We start from the raw sequence: 18,420 nt of genomic DNA, 5'->3' as shown, positions 1-18,420 counted from the left end.
GCGCTTATTTGCGCTTCCGTTTCTTATTCGAGACCGCCTTATGGAACGGCGGTTTATCTTTCTTATTCTTTAACGAGAATCCTTTTCCTTTGCTTTGGTCGCTTTTACCTGACCGTTTCTTGCCGCGACGATCGTCTTTCTTCTTGTCGTCGCGTTTTTGTCCTGGACGTCCGCCGCTTGAGCGAATCGTCTTCGACTCGAACCGTTTCTTCGGTTGCCGTTCTGGCATCCCGACGACACTGAAGTCGATCGTCCGTTCATCGATGTTGACGTTCGTGACCTTGATCTCGACGACATCACCGATCCTGAACTGTTGCTTCGTCCGCTCACCGATTAGCTGATAGTTCGCTTCATCGTAACGGTAGAAGTCATCCGTCATCGCTTGGATGTGGACGAGTCCTTCGATCGTGTTCGGCAATTCGACGAACATTCCGAAGTTCGTGACACCACTGACGACGCCTTCAAACGTCTCACCGATGTGTTGCTCCATATACTCGGCTTTCTTCAACGCATTCGTTTCCCGCTCCGCATCAACCGCACGACGCTCACGTTTCGACGAGTGATCGGCGATTTCCGGTAAGATTTCCGAGTAACGGTCTTGCGTCTTCTGTGACTTATCGTTGTAGATGACATATTCACGGAGCAGACGGTGAACCATTAAGTCTGGGTAACGACGAATCGGTGACGTGAAGTGCGTGTAGTAGTCCGTCGACAGACCAAAGTGACCAATCGGTTCGATATCGTATTTCGCTTGTTGGAGCGATCGGAGCATGACCGTACTGACGACGGCTTCTTCCGGCTCACCTTCGACAGCGTTGAGGATCGATTGCAACGTCTTCGGTGCGACCGACTCCCCTTTGCGTTCGACATTGATCCCGAAGTTACCGATGAACTTGAAGAACGTATCGAGACGTTCTGCTTTTGGCTCATCGTGAATCCGGTACATGAACGGCAGTTTTTGACGCTGGATGTGCTCCGCGACCGTTTCGTTCGCTGCGAGCATGAACTCTTCGATCAGCTTCTCGGCGACCGACCGTTCCCGGAGGATGATCTCACTCGTCTTGCCTTCTTCGTTGACGAGAACCTTCGCTTCTGGGAAGTCAAAGTTGATCGCTCCACGACGCGAGCGGCGTTCGCGGAGGATTGCTGCGAGTTCCGCCATCTTGTCAAAGTACTCGACGAGATCTTGATACTTTGCGATCACTTCTTCGTCTTCGCGTTCGATGATTTTCCGGACATCCGTGTACGTCATCCGTTCCGTCGTCTTGATGACACTCTGGAAGATTTCATGGTTGACGACAGCACCGTTCGCATCGATTTCCATGATACAGCTGAGCGTCAGACGATCGACGTGCGGGTTGAGCGAGCAGATCCCGTTCGATAGACGGTGCGGAATCATCGGGATGACGCGGTCGACGAGATAAACACTCGTTCCGCGCTCACGCGCTTCTTCGTCGAGTGCTGAATCTTCTTTGACGTAATGCGAGACGTCGGCGATGTGGACACCAAGCTCGAAGTTACCGTTCGCTAACTTTTTGACGTGAACGGCATCATCGAGGTCTTTTGCGTCTGCCCCGTCAATCGTCACCGTCAATTCGTTTCGTAGATCGACGCGTCCGACTAGATCCTTCTCATCGATCTGATCCGGTACAGCATTCGCCTCAGCGATCGCTTCCGGTGAGAAGTCGACGTTGATCCCGTGCTTATGGACGATCGACAAGATGTCGACGCCTGGGTCATTTTTGTGACCAATGATTTTCAAGACTTTTGCCGTTCCGGCGTAGCGTCCATCCGGATACTTCGTGATCCGGGCAAGGACTTTATGGCCATCGACGGCACCGAGCGTATCGTCGTTCGCGACGACCGGTAAGAACGTCAATTTCGTATCATCCGGTTCGATGTAAGCAATCGACTCGATCCGTCCTTTTGGACTGACGAACGTGCCGACGAAATCGGCTGGTCCGCGTGAGAGAATCTTGAGCAGTTTCCCTTCACGACGGTCACCACCGTTTGACTCGGCAAACACTTTGACGAGGACACGATCGCCGTTATAGACGTTCTTCAGTTCCGGTGCCGGCAAGAAGATATCGCCTTCTGAGCCGTCTTCCGGTGAGACGAAACCAAACCCGCGTTGGTGGACGGAAATCTTCCCTGCGACTTGACCGATTTGCGCAAGCGTTCCGTACTTGTTCGAGCGTGTCCGGGCGATCAATGCTTCGTCTTCCATCGCGTTTAGCGTCCGAATCAATTCCTTGAATGCTTCCGTATCCGCTAGTTCTAGTTTTTTCGTTAATTGATCAATCGACAACGGACGTTCTTCCGTCGTGATGACCGTTAGTATTCGTTCACGTAATTCCAACGTGACACCTCCAGTTACTTGCTCCAGTTCAATGACTCCAGGAAGTCCAAGATGTCAGAGTGGAGCTGGTCTTTTTCTTTGTCGAGCGTAATGACGTGACCTGAGTTCTCATACCAGATCAGCTCTTTTTGGAAGGCACTGACTCCATCATGGATGATGTTTGCAGAGTCGGTGTTGATCATGTGATCGTTGCGTGCTTGGACGACGAGCGTCGGTGCGTAGACGTCCTCGAGCGAATCACGAGTCTCGCGCAGCAGTTCCTGTAAGTCCTTCAAGGTCGGCATCGGTTCGAAGGACGCCATCTCGTGGTCGATCTCTTCTTGCGATTTGCCTTCTCGCTTCTTGAATTCTCGTGCGTACTCGGTGACTCCTGCATACATGACTTCTTCACTTTTGATGTAGGCGGGTGCACACATCGGGATGACCGCTTTGACCGGACGGTTCATCGATAACTTCAGCGACATGACGCCGCCAAGCGATAGTCCGCAAACGGCGATTTCGTCATAGCCTTTATCGACGAGTTCCTGATATCCGGCAAGGACATCCTGCCACCAGTCGGCTGGCCCGGTCTTCGTCAGCTCTTCGGGTGGGGCAGCGTGCCCTTTATATTGTGGTGCAAGGGACGTATAGCCCTGCTTTTGCAAGTAGCGACCGAGGATGCGGACATCCGCGCTCGATCCAGTGAATCCATGTAATAGTAAAACGGCACGTGGGCCGGCTTCGAAAAAGAATGGTTTCGGTAAAGTGATTTTCATAAAATGATTCCCCCTCTAACTCTATACCCCATATCCGGAAAAAATGAATATCGAGAAATACAAAAAACGACAGCGCGATCATACGGCTGTCGTTTCAATGCTCACTTATAAAAAGCGACGAGTAACGCCAAGATGAAGAGTAATGCTCCTAAGATAGACGCCACACGATTTAGGACCGCATCCAAGCCACGAGCTTTTTGGCGACCAAATAATTGTTCTGCTCCACCCGTCAATGCTCCGAGTCCGGTCGTACGACCTGACATCAATAGAACGACGATGATGAGAAGAACGGAAACGACGATGAGGCCGACAAGAGCCACGTTATGAATGATCATCGATGATCCTCCTTCAGTAATATACGCTTCTTTCATTATAGAGAAAAACAAGTACGGGAACAAGGAATAGATTTAGGAACTTTTTCCTGCCTGACGAAAAGAGACACCTGAATCGTCGACTCAGGTGTCTTATCTCCTTATTGTTTGATCAATTCGAGATCGACTGGGATGTTCTTCTCGACTTTGTCGCCTTTTAGGTGCTTGATTGCTGTCTCGACACCCATCTTCCCGATCTCAGTCGGTTTTTGAGCGATCGTTCCTGCCATTTTTCCGTCTTTGACGGCTTTGACGGCATCATCCGTCGCATCGAAGCCGATGACTTTGACATCGTTGAGACCCGCTGCTTTTAACGCTTCGACCGCACCAAGTGCCATTTCGTCATTGTGTGCGAAGACGGCTTTGATGTCTTTGTTGTTCTGGAGGATGTTCTCCATGACCGACAAACCTTTTGCTCGGTCGAAGTTGGCTGCTTGTTTTGCGACGACGTCAAGTTTACCGTCGACTGCTTCATGGAACCCTTTACCACGGTCACGAGTTGCGGATGCTCCTGGAATCCCTTCGAGCTCTATGACTTTTGCTTTGTCGCCGACGAGTTCAATCATGTACTCACCTGCTTGTTTCCCACCCGCGACGTTATCTGACGCGATGTGTGCGACGACGTCGCCTGCTTCTGCATTCCGGTCAACTGTGATGACGGGGATGTTCGCATCGTTCGCTGTTTGGACGGCTGCGCCAACTGCTGCTGAATCCGTTGGGTTGATCAAGATGAGGTCGACTTTCTTTTGAACCATGTCTTCGATGTCGCTTGCTTGTTTTGCCGCATCATCTTGTGCATCTGCGACTTGAAGCGTTGCGCCTTGTGCTTTTGCTTCTTGTTCCGCCCCTTCTTTTAACGAGACGAAGAATGGGTTGTTGAGGGTTGAAATCGAAAGACCAATCTTGAAGTCCTTCGTCTTTTTCTTCGTTTCGTTGCTGCTGCCTGGCTGTTCCGTCGAACAGGCGGCTGCGAAGACCATTAATGCCATCATGACGACTGCAAGTAGTTTTTTCATCGGTAGATCCTCCTTTTGGAATGTGGGTTACGCTGCTTGTTTCCGGTCCGCGAGTACCGCGAACAGGATGACTAAACCTTTGACGACGAGTTGGAAGAACGAGGAGACACCAAGCAAGTTAAGTCCGTTGTTCAGTGTTCCGATGATCAAGGCACCGATCAAGGTACCGACAATCCAGCCACGACCACCTGAGAGGCTCGTCCCACCAAGGACGACCGCTGCGATGGCGTCGAGTTCGTACGATGTCCCCGCCGTCGGCTGTGCCGAGTTCAGACGAGACGTCAGGATGATTCCGGCAAGTGCTGCCATCAATCCTGAGAGGGAGTAGATCATGATTTTGACTTTATTGACTTGAATCCCCATCAACTTCGCTGCTTCTTCGTTGCCGCCGATCGCATACGTATAGCGACCGAACGTCGTCTTCTTCAAGATGAAGTAGAGGACCGCGAAGGCGATTAACATCGTTAGAACCGGTACCGGGAAGATCCAGAAGTAACCGCGTCCGAACAGTTCGAACCAGCCACCTTGGCTCAGACCAGTGATCGGTTTCCCATCCGTATAGACGAGCGTCAAGCCTCGGAAGATCGTCATCGTCGCAAGTGTTGCGATGAACGGTGCGACCTTCCCAAGCGAGATGACCATCCCGTTCAAGGCACCCATGACGGCTCCGACAATCAACCCTGCAAGAACAGCAATCAACGCTGACGTTCCGTCCGTCATCAGACCCGCGACGAAGGCGGACGAGAGTGCGAGAATCGAGCCGACCGATAAATCAATCCCACCCGTCAGAATGACGAACGTCATCCCGAAGGCAATCAAGGCATTAATCGAGACTTGCCGTAAGATGTTAAATAAATTATTCAATGTTAAAAAATCCGGTTCCATGATCGAGACGACGAGGACGATCGCGAACAATCCTGCGAGTGGTCCAAGCTTTTGTCCGATCCCAAGACGTCTCGGTTTTGCTTCCGTTACCTTGCCTTGCATCAATTCCATATCATTGTCCTCCTGTCGCAAGTGTCATGATGCTTTCTTGCGTCGCTTCCTGTCGTGTTAACATGCCGCTCATCTTGCCTTCGCGCATGACGTAGACCCGGTCGCTCATCCCGAGAATCTCCGGGAGGTCCGAGCTGACCATGATGATCGCGACACCCGCCGCAGCGAGTTCGTTCATGATGAGATAAATCTCTTTCTTCGCCCCGACGTCGACACCACGTGTCGGTTCATCGAGGATCAAGACTTTCGGTTGTGTTCCGAGCCACTTCGCGAGGACGACCTTTTGTTGGTTCCCACCGGATAATGACTTCGCCGGCTGGTCCATCGAGCTGTGCCGGACCGAAAGTGACTTCAAGTATCCTTCCGCGAAATCGCGTTCTGCCTGATCCTTGATGACACCGGAGCGGGATAACGAACGAATCGTTGGCAGTGAGATGTTCTCGCGCAGTGAAAAGTCGAGGAACAAGCCTTCGCCTTTGCGGTCTTCGGTCAAAAAGCCGATGCCTTGGCGAATCGCATCGTATGGTGTCTTGATTTTCAGCGACTGTCCGTTCAGTTCGATCGTTCCCTCTTTCAGGCGATCGACCCCGAACAGCCCGCGCATGACTTCCGTCCGCCCAGCGCCCATCAAACCTGAGAAGCCGATGATTTCACCCGCCTTGACGGAGAACGAGACATCGTCAAACCGTTTCCCGCTCGCCTGTTTGACCTCAAGGACGGTCTCACCGATCGACACATCACGGTCCGGATACCGTTCGCCCATCTCACGACCGACCATCTCTCGGACGATCTGTTCGAACGAGGTCTCGGGAATCGCGTGTGTCGAGACGGAAATCCCGTCCCGTAAGACGGTGATTCGGTCGCAAAGTTCGAAGATTTCCTCCATCCGGTGTGAGATATAGACGATCGAGACACCTTGGTTGCGCAGTGCCGTCGCGACGCTGAACAAGGCACGAATTTCCCGCTCCGTTAGTGCGGCTGTCGGTTCATCCATGATGATGACCTTCGCGTCCGTCATCAAAGCTTTTGCGATCTCAATCATCTGTTGCTGACCGACCGATAACGTCCGGGCGAGTTGATCAACGTCCATGAAGACGTTCAATTCGGCGAGTTCACGTTCTGCCTGTCGCTTCATCTCCCCTTGCTTGAGAATCCCGAAGCGTGACTTCAGCTCCCGTCCGAGGAACAAGTTTTCCGTCACCGTTAAATCGGGGAGGATGTTCAGTTCCTGGTGAATGAAGGCGATCCCCGCTTCTTCGGCAAGTTTCGGATTCTTATATTCGACGTCCCGTCCATCGACGCGGATCGTGCCTGCGTCCGCTTTATGAACACCTGTCAAAATCTTCATCAGCGTCGATTTCCCGGCACCGTTCTCTCCCATCAAGGCATGGATCTCACCCGCAGCGAGTTCGAAGTCGACACCTTTGAGGACGGGAACAGGCCCGAATGCTTTTTTGATACCTGTCATCTCGATACGCATCGCATGACCCCCTTAAAAGATTACGCCGGAATGGAAGATGACATTTGCGTACGGCGTCGCTTCCCCGGTCCGGATGATGACCTTCGCCTGCTGCGTCAATTTCTTGAACTCCTCGTGTGAGACGAACGTTCTCTCGATCTTCATCTCTTCCAGTGCCTCGAGGACGTTCGGATTCGCTTCCTTGATCTCCGTTGCGAGTGTCAGCTGTTCGATCGCCATGTCACCAGCAACGACACGGACGACATCGAGAAATGACGGTGTGCCAAGTTCAAGTGCTAAATCGATTCGGGCAACACCGTCTGGAATCGGTAAGCCGCAATCGGCGATGACGATCGTATCGGTATGACCAAGATCGGTCAGAACCTTACTGATATGACTGTTTAAGATACCGTGCTTCTTCATGCCTCTCCCTCCATCTGTTCCCGTGTTGGCATACCGCCTTGAGCGCCGAGTGCGCGGATCGATAAACCGGCTGCTCGATTCGCAAAACGAATAGCTTCAACGAGCGATTGTCCTTCGGTTAACGCAACAGCTAAAGCACCGTTGAACGTATCCCCTGCCCCCGTCGTATCGACGACGGTCGTCTCAATCGCTGGAATCGTCACGATTGATTCTCCATCGTAGAAGCGTGCTCCGCGACTGCCTTCCGTTACGATCAATTTATTCGGGTATTCCATCAACCAATGTTCGATTGGCTGGTCTTGTCCGAAGATCAAACCACATTCATGTTCGTTTGGTGTTAAGTACGTCACGTGTTCAATCAACTCAGTAGAGAGTGACATTGCGGGTGCCGGATTTAAGACGACCGGAATGCCGGCTGCATGTGCTTCCCGGGCAACGGTCTCGACCGTCTCGATTGGGATCTCGAGCTGGAGTAAGATGATTTTACTCTCCGAGAGAATTGGTGTAAGTGCATCACTCGTAAATTGCACATGTTGATTAGCAGACTGAACGACGACGATCGAGTTATCGCCTTCAGCGAGCGTGATATGTGCCGTTCCCGTCCGTTCACCTTCAATCGTTTGCAAATGTGTCGTCTGCACCCCTTGTGTTTTAAAGTTTTCGCGGATCGCATCTCCGTTTGCATCACTGCCGACACAACCGATCATTTCGACGGTACTGCCGAGACGCGCGACTGCCACCGCTTGGTTCGCACCCTTTCCGCCCGGTACGGTATGAAAGGCATCCCCGATGACCGTTTCGCCTGCGCCTGGACGACGTTTACTTTCGACGACGAGATCCATCGAGATACTGCCGATGACACTGATTTGTTTCATGCTTCCTCATCCTTCCGTTTCGTCGTTTCCCGTTCGATGATCTCAACCGTCAACTCATGATGGACGGCGGCAATCGGTGTGCCTTCAATCCGCTGAATCAAAAGTTTCGCCGCCAGTTCTCCCATTTGATAGATCGGCTGCGCAATCGTCGTCAACGGTGGTGAAATCATTTGTCCGAGTTCGATGCCGTCATAGCCGATCACTTGTAGCTCGTCCGGAATCGTGATCCCGCGTTCGGCAGCGACTTGCACCGTTGCTGCGGCAATAACATCGCTCGCAGCAAAGATCCCGTTGCAATGATAGTGATCAAAGAGATAGTTTGCGGCATCAAGTGCTCCTTGAAAATGGAACGGTGACTCAATGCTTGCAACGAGATGCGTTCCGGCGACTTCCTCAAAACCATCTCGTCGTTTCTTGATCGTCGGGAGTTTCGAAGGACCGCTGATGACAGCGAGCTCCGTCGCACCAGAAGCAAGTAAGAACGAAGCTGCCTTTTTCCCGCCTTCGTAACCGTTTGACGTCACCGTCGGAATCGCGCCTTGTAACACACGGTCTAACGCTACGACCGGCACTTCGAGTTCTTCATAGTTCGGATTGTTTGAGTAGTTCGTTGTGATGATCAATCCGTCGACATGCATCGCCTCGAGTGACTTGATATATTCGCGTTCTTTCTGAAACTGTTCGTCTGTGTTACACAAAATGACCTGAAAACCATGTTGATGTGCCATATCTTCCACAGCTCGTGCGAGTTGTGGGAAGAACGGGTTCGTGATGTCTGGAACGATCAATCCGATCAGTCCGGACCGTTTTTGGAACAACGATCGCGCGACTCGGTTCGGTCGATAGTCCAATTGTTTGATTGCCTGAAGCACCGCCTTACGCGATTTCTCACTGACATAACCCTTTTCGTTCATGACGCGTGAGACCGTCGCGACGGAGACATGGGCCGCTTTCGCTACTTCCCGGATGGTCGACATGTTTCGCCACCTCTTTCTTTTGATAACGCTTACAAGAATCATCATATTGTGTAACCGGTTACACATCAATCTTTTTTATCTAAAATATATTTTATTTTTTTTCGAGTTCTTGAATTGAAACATAAAAAAGAAGCCTGACACGGCGTCAGACTTACGGTAATTCCGTATAATCATGCATTTGAACGTTCTGAATCATCCTTAAATAAAGACGATCAGCGAGAGACCAATCAGAATATTAATGAATCCTAATCCATCCGTCGCTTTCGTGTACAACGACGGTTTATCTTTTTTTGCGCTATCGTTTAGATACATCAATGTCACGGCAATAACAGTCGTGATGCCCAGAGGTGCATTCAAAAAACTATCGGAATACGTAAATAAGTTGTTCGTAATGTAGAGACTATTTAAGACAGATAAACCAAACAACATTTTATGCATGAAACTCACTCCTATAATCAACGGGATCTTACGAAATTAACTAAGATCTAATTTCGCTCTCCCTCTATTATAGAATATTCTTCCAGTTACTCTTCCTTACACTATTGAAAGAAAGTATTTGGATGCATACGCAAATACACCGCAAGACAGCGTCACGCCATCTTACGGTGTATTTCTTATCCTCTCAGTAGCACGTTAGATTGTTGATTTTCGGAAAAGACGGAGACTCCTGCGGGAAGAGCGGAATAGGCAAGACCCCGCAGGAGCACACGCGACGAGGAGGCTTACCTTCCGCCCGCGGAAAGCGACGTCTTGGACGGAAATCAATGAACAATCGGAGTCTAGCTGACAAGTCTTTCATCTTTTTGCTTTCCCGGCTCTTTTTCGCTCCACGAACAAACGCCGAATCAAAGCAACAACGAACGCAACGATTGCCAGCGGCTCAAACAAATAAATCAATAGGAACGTGACATCGATGACGGCATCCTCCGGATTATAACGGATGATATAGAGCGCACCGGGTAAGATGGCAATCAGTCCACCAATTCCGAGTGCCGTTCCAAAAATCAGACTCTGACGCGAAAACCGGCTCGTGATTTGATACAAACCGATGAATAGTATGAGTTCCGTAAAATAGATGAGGCGCAACGGGATATCACCAATCGACGTATCAAGCCCTAAAAACAAAAACCGAAATAGCATGTCGATTCCCCCTTCCCTCTAGTTCTACCCCGAACAGCGTCCTTGTAATGCTTGATTTCCAGTTTCTCTGCATATCCTCGCTTCAATTAGGGAATAGCTAGAGAGTTACAGTCATATACAGAGAGTTGGGATCGGATGAAAGAAGAACACTCGATGAAGGTCGTCAGTTGTCTGAATGATTATTTCGAACGTCATCAGCAGCCCCTTCAGGTCGATCTCTTACGAGGTCTACCACCGATCGTGCTATTGTTGCGCGATGACGCGAAACGTACCTTTCCGAAGGAAGCGAACTTGCACGATGAACTGTTACAAGACATCAAACGTTTGATTCAGGAATGTTTGGATCCCGATACACTGCGCGAATTGGGAATCGATGTCAATCTCCCGGACTTTTTCGTGACCCGTGCACCGCTTCATTCTGCCCATCATTATCTCGTTACATTCATCGAAGACTGACTTCATGTTAAAAGCAGCTATTTCTTCTTTCACAAAACATGTGAAGCAAGAGATAACTGCTTTTTTTAGGGATAAAAAAAACCGATAGCGCCAAAGCACTACCGGTTTTGCTTCCCTTCACGTATGGTAAAGAAGACTTAATTCTCAACCTCAAGAATCGCTTCGATTTCAGCTTCTACTTCTTTGTTGACCATTTGCGAACGTTTTTTACGTAATTCGAGATCCATCTCCTGATCAATGAACTGATTCGTATGCTTGTCGAAGCAATCAAAACAGATCGGATAAAAATCTTTTGCTTCTTTGTTCAATGAGTTGAATTCCCATGTATCGAGTTCCAAGTAACTGACTTGGTTGTTCGTTTCAGTTCCACAGATTTCACACTTCATCTTCATTCCCCCTTACGCGTCAATCTTCGCTTTTTCGAGTTGGCGCTCTTGACGTTCCTTGATACGCTTCAGACGTCCATGATACTTCATGATGTTCGCTTGAGATTGTTTCGCTTCGTCAGTTGTCGGTTCTAAATCGGCGATGCCCCAGAATTTGACGACGACGTCTAATACTTGGTCGAAGTATTGGAGTGGTCCATAGTTCGTATCAACAGCAATCGTCTTCATCCGTTCCGTGAAGTCCGGCATGACAGCACCTGGCATCGAGAAGTTGATGATGACGTCTTCGAAGAAGACGATGAAGTTCGGGTCAAGCTCTAGGTGTGCTTTGACCGTGTCACGATAGAACGCATAATGGAGCGCTTCGTCTTTCGCTAGACGACGGAGTAGCGTTGCTAAGTCTTTGTCGTGTGCCCCTGCGATCTTCGCAACATTGTTATAGAAGACGAGTGTCGCTAACTCTTGCAGTGACGTATACGCCATTGTCGCTAGCGGGTTCGTGAAGTCCGGGAACCAGCCATTTTCAACGACGCGTCTTCTTAATTGATGAAGTCGCGTTGGATTGACGTTTCGCGTGACGAGTAAATATGTCTCGAGTAAGTTCGAGTGCTGATCTTCTTCTGCTGTCCATGTCCGGACGAAGTCATTGATGACTTCCATCGAGTTCTTGAACGTATAGTCTAAGTGCGACGTATACCACGGTAAGTTGACCTCTGTCAGTAATGCCGTCTCGATTGCGACGATGACACCTTCTGGAAGCGTGACTTGGCTTTCATCCCAGGGAACGCGCTTGAACGACATCGCCTTATCCCACGGAATGAATTCGTGGTAGCTCCAGTCGATGTTGGCTGAACGCTCCTTGTGTAGTCGATATAACTCTTGAATGCGTGGTTCTAAACGGATATCTAAATCTGAATTTAGCATGATCGTATCTCCTTTAGACGTATTTGTCATCTGTATCGAGCAAGATTTAATTAATGCCTATAACTATTTAATTTGCACTTATTTACGAGTATAACATTTTAGTCATCTATTAGGATGAATCAATTTTTTGACAGTTCAGTATAGTTTTAATGACAAAAGTGCTTTTCATGTTTGACATCGCTTGGTATACAAAAAACCTCCTATCCGTGTGTACGTATCACACGAATAGGAGGTTTTCCTTATAGCTTGTTCAAACGATCAACCTGAAATTACTTCTTGAGGTTGTAGAATGATTTGATTCCGTCGTAGACAGCAACGTCTGAAAGCATATCTTCGATGCGGAGAAGTTGGTTGTATTTCGCGATACGGTCTGTACGTGAAAGTGAACCCGTTTTGATTTGACCAGCGTTTGTCGCAACAGCGATGTCAGCGATCGTTGAATCTTCAGTTTCACCAGAACGGTGAGAAACGACAGCTGTGTAACCAGCTTTTTTAGCCATTTCGATTGCGTCGAATGTTTCAGTCAACGTACCGATTTGGTTAACTTTGATGAGGATCGAGTTAGCGATGCCTTTTTCGATACCTTCAGCAAGTTTCTCAGTGTTCGTTACGAACAAGTCATCCCCAACGAGTTGAACTTTGTGTCCGATACGATCTGTAAGAAGTTTGTGACCATCCCAGTCGTTTTCGTCACAGCCATCTTCGATTGAGATGATTGGGTATTTGTCGACGAGTTGTGCGTAGAATTCAACAAGCTCTTCTGTTGAGAGGACTTTGCCTTCGCCAGCGAGGTTGTATTTTCCAGCTGCTTTATCGTAGAACTCAGAAGAAGCGACGTCCATTGCAAGGTAAACATCTTCGCCTGCTTTGTAGCCAGCTTTTTCGATTGCTTCAAGAATAACTGTGATTGCTTCTTCGTTTGATTTCAAGTTTGGAGCGAATCCACCCTCGTCACCAACTGCTGTGTTAAGACCCATTCCGCTAAGAACTGATTTCAACGCGTGGAAGATTTCAGCACCCATACGAAGTGCTTCTTTGAATGTTGGAGCACCGACAGGCATGATCATGAACTCTTGGAAGTCCACGTTGTTGTCTGCGTGTGATCCGCCGTTGATGATGTTCATCATTGGTGTTGGCAATGTTTTCGCGTTGAATCCACCGAGGTATGTGTAAAGTGGAAGACCAAGCTCATCAGCAGCAGCACGTGCAGCAGCCATAGAAACACCAAGGATTGCGTTAGCGCCGAAGTTACCTTTGTTTTTCGTACCATCGAGATCGATCATTTTTTTGTCGATTCCAGCTTGGTCGAAGACATCGTAACCGATGATTTCTGGTGCGATTTTTTCGTTGACGTTGTCAACAGCTTTCAAAACACCTTTCCCAAGGTAACGTGCTTTGTCGCCATCACGGAGTTCGACTGCTTCGTGCTCACCAGTTGATGCACCTGATGGTACGAGTGCGCGACCGAAACCGCCATCTTCTGTATAAACTTCTACTTCTACTGTTGGGTTACCGCGTGAATCAAGAATCTCGCGTGCGTAAATCTCTGTAATCATTGACATTTAAATTCGCTCCTTTTGTGTGTAAGAAATATGTGCTGTAATTCTTTCGATCGACGGGATTATTTCTTCAATACGATCGATTTACCAGTCATCTCTGCTGGCTGGTCCGCTCCGAGGAGATCAAGGACCGTTGGTGCGAGGTCAGCGAGTGCACCTGTGAGTGGTTCAAGGAGTTCAACGTCCTCGACCGTCACGATACATGGAACCGGTTCTGTCGTATGCGCCGTCATCTTACTGCCGTCCGCATTAAGGACTTTATCCGCATTCCCGTGGTCAGCCGTGATGACTGCCGCGCCGCCTTTGCTGAGAATCAAGTCAACGACTTTCCCAAGACACTCATCGACAGCTTCGATCGCCTTTTTCGTCGGCTCGAGCATACCCGAGTGACCGACCATATCCGGGTTTGCGAAGTTGAGGATGATCGCGTCGTGTTTGTCCGAGTTGATTGCGTCGACGAGGGCGTCTGTGACTTCATAGACGCTCATCTCCGGTTTCAAGTCGTATGTCGCGACTTTTGGTGAAGGGATCAAGATCCGATCTTCCCCTTCGTATGGTTCTTCACGTTGTCCGTTGAAGAAGAACGTGACGTGCGGATACTTTTCCGTTTCCGCGATGCGTAGCTGTTTGAGACCTTGTTTTGACAATGTCTCCCCAAGCGTGTTCTTGATGTCTTCAGGCGGGAAGACGATGTCCGTATCAATCGCATCCGAGTACTTCGTCATCGAGACGAGTAGCAGGTTCTTCGGTGCGTTGTCCGGAATTTCGAAACCGTCGAAGCCACCTTTTTCTTTGTAGACTTTCGAAAGCTGAATCGCACGGTCAGGACGATAGTTGAAGAACACGATCGCATCGTTATCGTGGATCGGTGCGACTGGCGTACCGTCTTCCTGCACGACAACAGTTGGTTCGATGAACTCATCCGTTACGTCTTGTTTGTACGAAGCTTCAACCATGCCGATTGGATCCTTCGTCGTTGGACCTTCACCGAACGTGATGGCGTCATAAACTTTCTTGACGCGTTCCCAACGGTTATCGCGGTCCATCGCATAGTAGCGACCAGAGATACTCGCGAATTGTCCAACATTCAATTCATCCATCTTCGCTTGCGCGTCACGGAGGAAACCAGCGCCCGATTGTGGGTCGCAGTCACGACCGTCCGTGAAAGCATGGAGGTAGACTTTTTCGATTTCGTGAAGTTTCGCGAATTCGAGCACCGCATATAAGTGGTTGATGTGACTGTGGATTCCACCGTCAGAGACCAAACCGAAGATATGAAGCGCTGAACCGTATTTCTTCACGTGACCTGCCGCATCGTTCATCGCTTGACGCGAGAAGAACGAGCGATCCTTGATCGCGTTGTTGATTCGGGATAGCGATTGATAGACGACGCGACCTGCACCGATGTTGAGGTGACCCACTTCTGAGTTCCCCATTTGACCTTCAGGCAAACCGACGTATTCGCCTTTCGCATTCAACAACGTATGCGGGTATTGACCCCAGTAACGGTCGAAGTTCGGTTTGTTTGCCGCCGTAACGGCATTTCCGAACTCCTCGTCACGCATACCAAAACCATCAAGGATGATCAGTGCGACTGGACGTTTTTTCATTTAAATCGCCTCCAACAGTTTGAGGAACGATCCTGTCTCAAGACTTGCACCGCCGACGAGCGCGCCGTCGATGTCTGGTTGAGCCATATATTCTTTGATGTTTTCCGGTTTGACGCTACCACCGTATTGGATGCGGACAGCTTCTGCTGCTTCAGCACCGAATTCAGCTGCAACGACGTCGCGGACGAATTTACAAGAATCTTGTGCATCTTGTTCTGTCGCTGATTTACCTGTTCCGATTGCCCAGACAGGCTCGTAAGCGACGACGAGATTTTTCACTTGGTCGACAGTAAGACCTTTGAGGCTGTTTGCTGTCTGTTCGCGGATGACGTCTTCGAACTTGCCGCCTTCACGCTCTTCCAGTGTTTCACCTACACAAACGATTGGAACGAGGCCGTGCTCGAACGCTTTTTTCGCTTTGCTGTTGATGAACGCATCTGTTTCGCCGAAGTACTCACGACGCTCAGAGTGACCGAGGATGACGTATGTCACGTCGAGTTCTTTGAGCATGAGCGGGCTGATTTCACCAGTGAACGCGCCGCTCTCTTTGTCGTACATGTTTTGAGCACCGATTTTAAGATCCGTACCAGCTGCTGCTTCTGTCAAGTGTGCCAAGAATACTGCTGGCGCACAGACGGCTGCGTCGACTGTCGTCGAAGCAGGTACAGCTCCTTTGACTTCCTCAACGAATGCGACTGCATCCTTGAGTGTCAGATTCATCTTCCAGTTACCTGCGATAATTGGTTTACGCATTGAGAAACACTCCCTTGTGAACTTAGATTACTTGTCGTTTAGCGCTTCGACACCAGGAAGAGCTTTCCCTTCCATGAATTCGAGACTTGCTCCACCACCTGTAGAGATGTGGCTCATTTTGTCAGCAAGACCGAATTTCTCTGCCGCAGCAGCTGAGTCGCCACCGCCGATGATTGAGTACGCATCGCTGTCCGCAAGAGCTTGCGCGACACCTTTTGTACCGTTTGCGTATTTATCGAGTTCGAATACGCCCATCGGTCCGTTCCAGACGACGAGTTTCGAGTTCTTGATTGCCTCTGCATAGAGTTCAACCGTTTTTGGACCGATATCAAGTGACATGTGATCTGCTGGGATCTCTGTGATGTCACGTGGTCCGACATATGTTTCTTCTCCGAATTCCTTCGTGATGACACAGTCGATTGGCATGAGGAACTTAACGCCTTTTTCTTCTGCTTTTTTCATGAATTCCTTCGCTTGGTCGATTTTGTCGACCTCAAGAAGTGAAGTACCGACTTCGATACCACGAGCTGTGAGGAACGTGTACGATAAGCCGCCACCGATGATCAACGTATCGACGATGTCGAGTAAGTGATCGATGACACCGATTTTATCCGCAACTTTCGAACCACCGATGATTGCCGTGAACGGGCGATCCGGGTTAGAAAGAGCTTTACCGAGAACTTGAAGTTCTTTTTCGATGAGAAGACCGGCAACTGCTGTGTCGACATGGTGTGCGATACCTTCTGTCGATGCATGTGCACGGTGTGCTGCGCCGAACGCGTCGTTGACAAAGACGTCAGCGAGTTTCGCGAATCCTTTAGCGAGCTCTTCGTCGTTTTTCGTTTCACCAGGGTAGAAGCGGACGTTCTCTAAGACGACGACATCGCCGTTTTCGAGTTTGCTGACTGCTTCTTCTGCAACTGGACCGTATGCTTCTTCAACGAGCTTGATGTCTTTACCAAGCAATTCGCTGAGGCGTGCTACGACTGGTGCAAGTGAGAACTCAGGGTTCTTTTCGCCTTTTGGACGACCCATGTGGCTAGCGAGAATGACTTTTGCTCCGCCGTCGATCAAGTGTTTGATCGTTGGGAGTGCAGCACGGATCCGTGTGTCATCCGTGATTTTACCGTCTTCCAACGGTACGTTGAAATCCACGCGTGTAAATACGCGTTTTCCTTGTACATCGATGTCGCGAATCGATTTCTTATTCATACATTCGTCCTCCGTCTCTTACGTATAGTGAGGGGCGAATGCCCCTCCCGCTTTTTTCCGCAATAAGAGCGGAGACTGATATCGTTTCCGCTCTTATTCAATTGCTATTTAATTGCTCGAATTACTTAGCGATTTCTGCGAAGTGTTTGAGTGTACGAACGAGTTGGCTAGTGTAAGACATTTCGTTGTCATACCAAGCAACTGTTTTAACGAGTTGTTTGTCGCCGACTGTCATGACTTTAGTTTGTGTTGCATCGAAGAGTGATCCGTAAGAGATACCAACGATGTCAGAAGAAACGATTTCGTCTTCAGTGTAACCGTAAGACTCGTTAGCAGCTGCTTTCATTGCTGCGTTAACTTCTTCTACAGAAACTTTTTTGTCGAGTACAGTTACGAGCTCAGTGAGTGAACCTGTAGCGACTGGTACACGTTGTGCAGATCCATCAAGTTTACCTTGAAGTTCTGGAAGAACGAGACCGATTGCTTTTGCAGCCCCAGTTGAGTTTGGAACGATGTTTGCTGCTGCCGCACGTGCACGACGGAAGTCACCTTTAGGGTGTGGAGCGTCGAGTGTGTTTTGGTCACCAGTGTAAGCGTGGATCGTAGTCATGAGACCTTCAACGATTCCGAACTGATCTTGGAGAACTTTAGCCATTGGCGCGAGACAGTTTGTAGTACAAGAAGCACCAGAGATAACTGTTTCAGTTCCGTCAAGGATTTCGTGGTTCGTGTTGAAGACGACTGTTTTCATGTCGCCAGTTGCAGGTGCAGAGATAACGACTTTTTTAGCGCCAGCTTTCAAGTGAAGCTCAGCTTTTTCTTTGTCTGTGAAGAAACCAGTACATTCGAGAACGATGTCAACACCGAGCTCGCCCCATGGGAGTTCTTCTGGGTTGCGGTTAGCAAGTGTTTTGATTTCTTTACCGTTGACGAGGAAGTAACCGTCGTGTACTTCAACTTCGCCGTCGAAACGACCTTGAGTCGTATCATATTTGAGAAGGTGTGCAAGCATTTTAGTGTCTGTAAGGTCGTTGATCGCGACTACTTCGATTCCATCAAATTGAAGAATTTGACGAAGTGCCAAACGTCCGATACGTCCAAATCCGTTAATACCAACTTTTACTGCCATGATAATTTTCCTCCTTTTAA

Annotated in this window: 19 protein-coding genes; 1 reads left to right on the top strand and 18 read right to left on the bottom strand. The window is 49.3% G+C overall.

Annotated elements, in window-relative coordinates; all coding sequences use genetic code 11:
- Positions 1–4: 4 nt before the first annotated feature.
- The 11 genes from rnr to HZS85_RS01980 all read right to left on the bottom strand — a co-directional run bounded on the left by rnr (position 5) and on the right by HZS85_RS01980 (position 10,371).
- Positions 5–2,359 (bottom strand): ribonuclease R, encoded by a 2,355-nt coding sequence (gene rnr, locus HZS85_RS02030; protein ID WP_023469199.1) that lies wholly within the window; start codon positions 2,357–2,359, stop codon positions 5–7.
- A gap of 14 nt (positions 2,360–2,373) precedes the next feature.
- Positions 2,374–3,114, bottom strand: a complete 741-nt coding sequence (locus tag HZS85_RS02025) for an alpha/beta hydrolase (RefSeq protein WP_023469200.1) — start codon at positions 3,112–3,114, stop codon at positions 2,374–2,376.
- Positions 3,115–3,215: 101 nt separating this feature from the next.
- On the bottom strand, positions 3,216–3,449 hold the full coding sequence (gene secG, locus HZS85_RS02020) for a preprotein translocase subunit SecG (RefSeq protein ID WP_023469201.1): 234 nt from the start codon (positions 3,447–3,449) through the stop codon (positions 3,216–3,218).
- A gap of 137 nt (positions 3,450–3,586) precedes the next feature.
- Positions 3,587–4,501 (bottom strand): ribose ABC transporter substrate-binding protein RbsB, encoded by a 915-nt coding sequence (gene rbsB, locus HZS85_RS02015; protein WP_214852558.1) that lies wholly within the window; start codon positions 4,499–4,501, stop codon positions 3,587–3,589.
- Positions 4,502–4,528: 27 nt separating this feature from the next.
- Complete coding sequence (gene rbsC, locus HZS85_RS02010) at positions 4,529–5,497, bottom strand: ribose ABC transporter permease (RefSeq protein WP_050678685.1); 969 nt, start codon at positions 5,495–5,497, stop codon at positions 4,529–4,531.
- Between the two features lies 1 nt (position 5,498).
- On the bottom strand, positions 5,499–6,977 hold the full coding sequence (locus tag HZS85_RS02005; protein WP_214852556.1) for a sugar ABC transporter ATP-binding protein: 1,479 nt from the start codon (positions 6,975–6,977) through the stop codon (positions 5,499–5,501).
- A gap of 12 nt (positions 6,978–6,989) precedes the next feature.
- On the bottom strand, positions 6,990–7,379 hold the full coding sequence (gene rbsD / locus HZS85_RS02000; RefSeq protein ID WP_035409944.1) for a D-ribose pyranase: 390 nt from the start codon (positions 7,377–7,379) through the stop codon (positions 6,990–6,992).
- A complete protein-coding gene (gene rbsK, locus HZS85_RS01995) occupies positions 7,376–8,254 on the bottom strand; it encodes a ribokinase (RefSeq protein WP_214852554.1) in 879 nt (292 codons plus the stop codon). Before rbsK ends, rbsD begins: the two co-directional genes overlap by 4 nt.
- A complete protein-coding gene (locus HZS85_RS01990; protein ID WP_050678689.1) occupies positions 8,251–9,231 on the bottom strand; it encodes a LacI family DNA-binding transcriptional regulator in 981 nt (326 codons plus the stop codon). Before HZS85_RS01990 ends, rbsK begins: the two co-directional genes overlap by 4 nt.
- A 198-nt stretch (positions 9,232–9,429) precedes the next feature.
- On the bottom strand, positions 9,430–9,669 hold the full coding sequence (locus HZS85_RS01985; protein WP_214852552.1) for a hypothetical protein: 240 nt from the start codon (positions 9,667–9,669) through the stop codon (positions 9,430–9,432).
- A 357-nt stretch (positions 9,670–10,026) separates the two neighbouring features.
- Positions 10,027–10,371 carry a hypothetical protein gene (locus HZS85_RS01980; RefSeq protein WP_214852550.1) on the bottom strand — a complete coding sequence of 115 codons (345 nt, stop codon included), beginning with the start codon at positions 10,369–10,371 and terminating at the stop codon, positions 10,027–10,029.
- 135 nt (positions 10,372–10,506) lie between these two features.
- On the opposite strand from HZS85_RS01980, the gene HZS85_RS01975 reads away from it, so the two are divergent.
- Positions 10,507–10,827 (top strand): hypothetical protein, encoded by a 321-nt coding sequence (locus HZS85_RS01975; protein ID WP_214852548.1) that lies wholly within the window; start codon positions 10,507–10,509, stop codon positions 10,825–10,827.
- A 137-nt stretch (positions 10,828–10,964) separates the two neighbouring features.
- Here the strand turns inward: HZS85_RS01975 and HZS85_RS01970 are convergent, their stop codons facing one another.
- The 7 genes from HZS85_RS01970 to gap all read right to left on the bottom strand — a co-directional run bounded on the left by HZS85_RS01970 (position 10,965) and on the right by gap (position 18,400).
- Positions 10,965–11,213 (bottom strand): hypothetical protein, encoded by a 249-nt coding sequence (locus tag HZS85_RS01970; RefSeq protein ID WP_230088506.1) that lies wholly within the window; start codon positions 11,211–11,213, stop codon positions 10,965–10,967.
- Positions 11,214–11,225: 12 nt separating this feature from the next.
- Complete coding sequence (locus HZS85_RS01965) at positions 11,226–12,137, bottom strand: acyl-ACP desaturase (RefSeq protein WP_035396308.1); 912 nt, start codon at positions 12,135–12,137, stop codon at positions 11,226–11,228.
- A 269-nt stretch (positions 12,138–12,406) separates the two neighbouring features.
- Entirely contained in the window at positions 12,407–13,699 is a 1,293-nt protein-coding gene (gene eno, locus HZS85_RS01960) for a phosphopyruvate hydratase (protein ID WP_087681330.1), read from the bottom strand.
- Between the two features lie 59 nt (positions 13,700–13,758).
- Entirely contained in the window at positions 13,759–15,306 is a 1,548-nt protein-coding gene (gene gpmI, locus HZS85_RS01955) for a 2,3-bisphosphoglycerate-independent phosphoglycerate mutase (RefSeq protein WP_214852546.1), read from the bottom strand.
- A complete protein-coding gene (tpiA, locus tag HZS85_RS01950; protein ID WP_023469215.1) occupies positions 15,307–16,059 on the bottom strand; it encodes a triose-phosphate isomerase in 753 nt (250 codons plus the stop codon).
- A gap of 27 nt (positions 16,060–16,086) precedes the next feature.
- Entirely contained in the window at positions 16,087–17,271 is a 1,185-nt protein-coding gene (locus HZS85_RS01945; protein WP_035396304.1) for a phosphoglycerate kinase, read from the bottom strand.
- 121 nt (positions 17,272–17,392) lie between these two features.
- Positions 17,393–18,400 (bottom strand): type I glyceraldehyde-3-phosphate dehydrogenase, encoded by a 1,008-nt coding sequence (gene gap, locus HZS85_RS01940; RefSeq protein WP_023469217.1) that lies wholly within the window; start codon positions 18,398–18,400, stop codon positions 17,393–17,395.
- Positions 18,401–18,420: the final 20 nt, after the last annotated feature.

Source organism: Exiguobacterium sp. s130, assembly GCF_018619055.1.
Taxonomy (GTDB): Bacteria; Bacillota; Bacilli; order Exiguobacteriales; family Exiguobacteriaceae; genus Exiguobacterium_A.
Note: the sequence above shows the minus strand (reverse complement) of the source record. Positions and strands in the feature narration are given on the sequence as shown.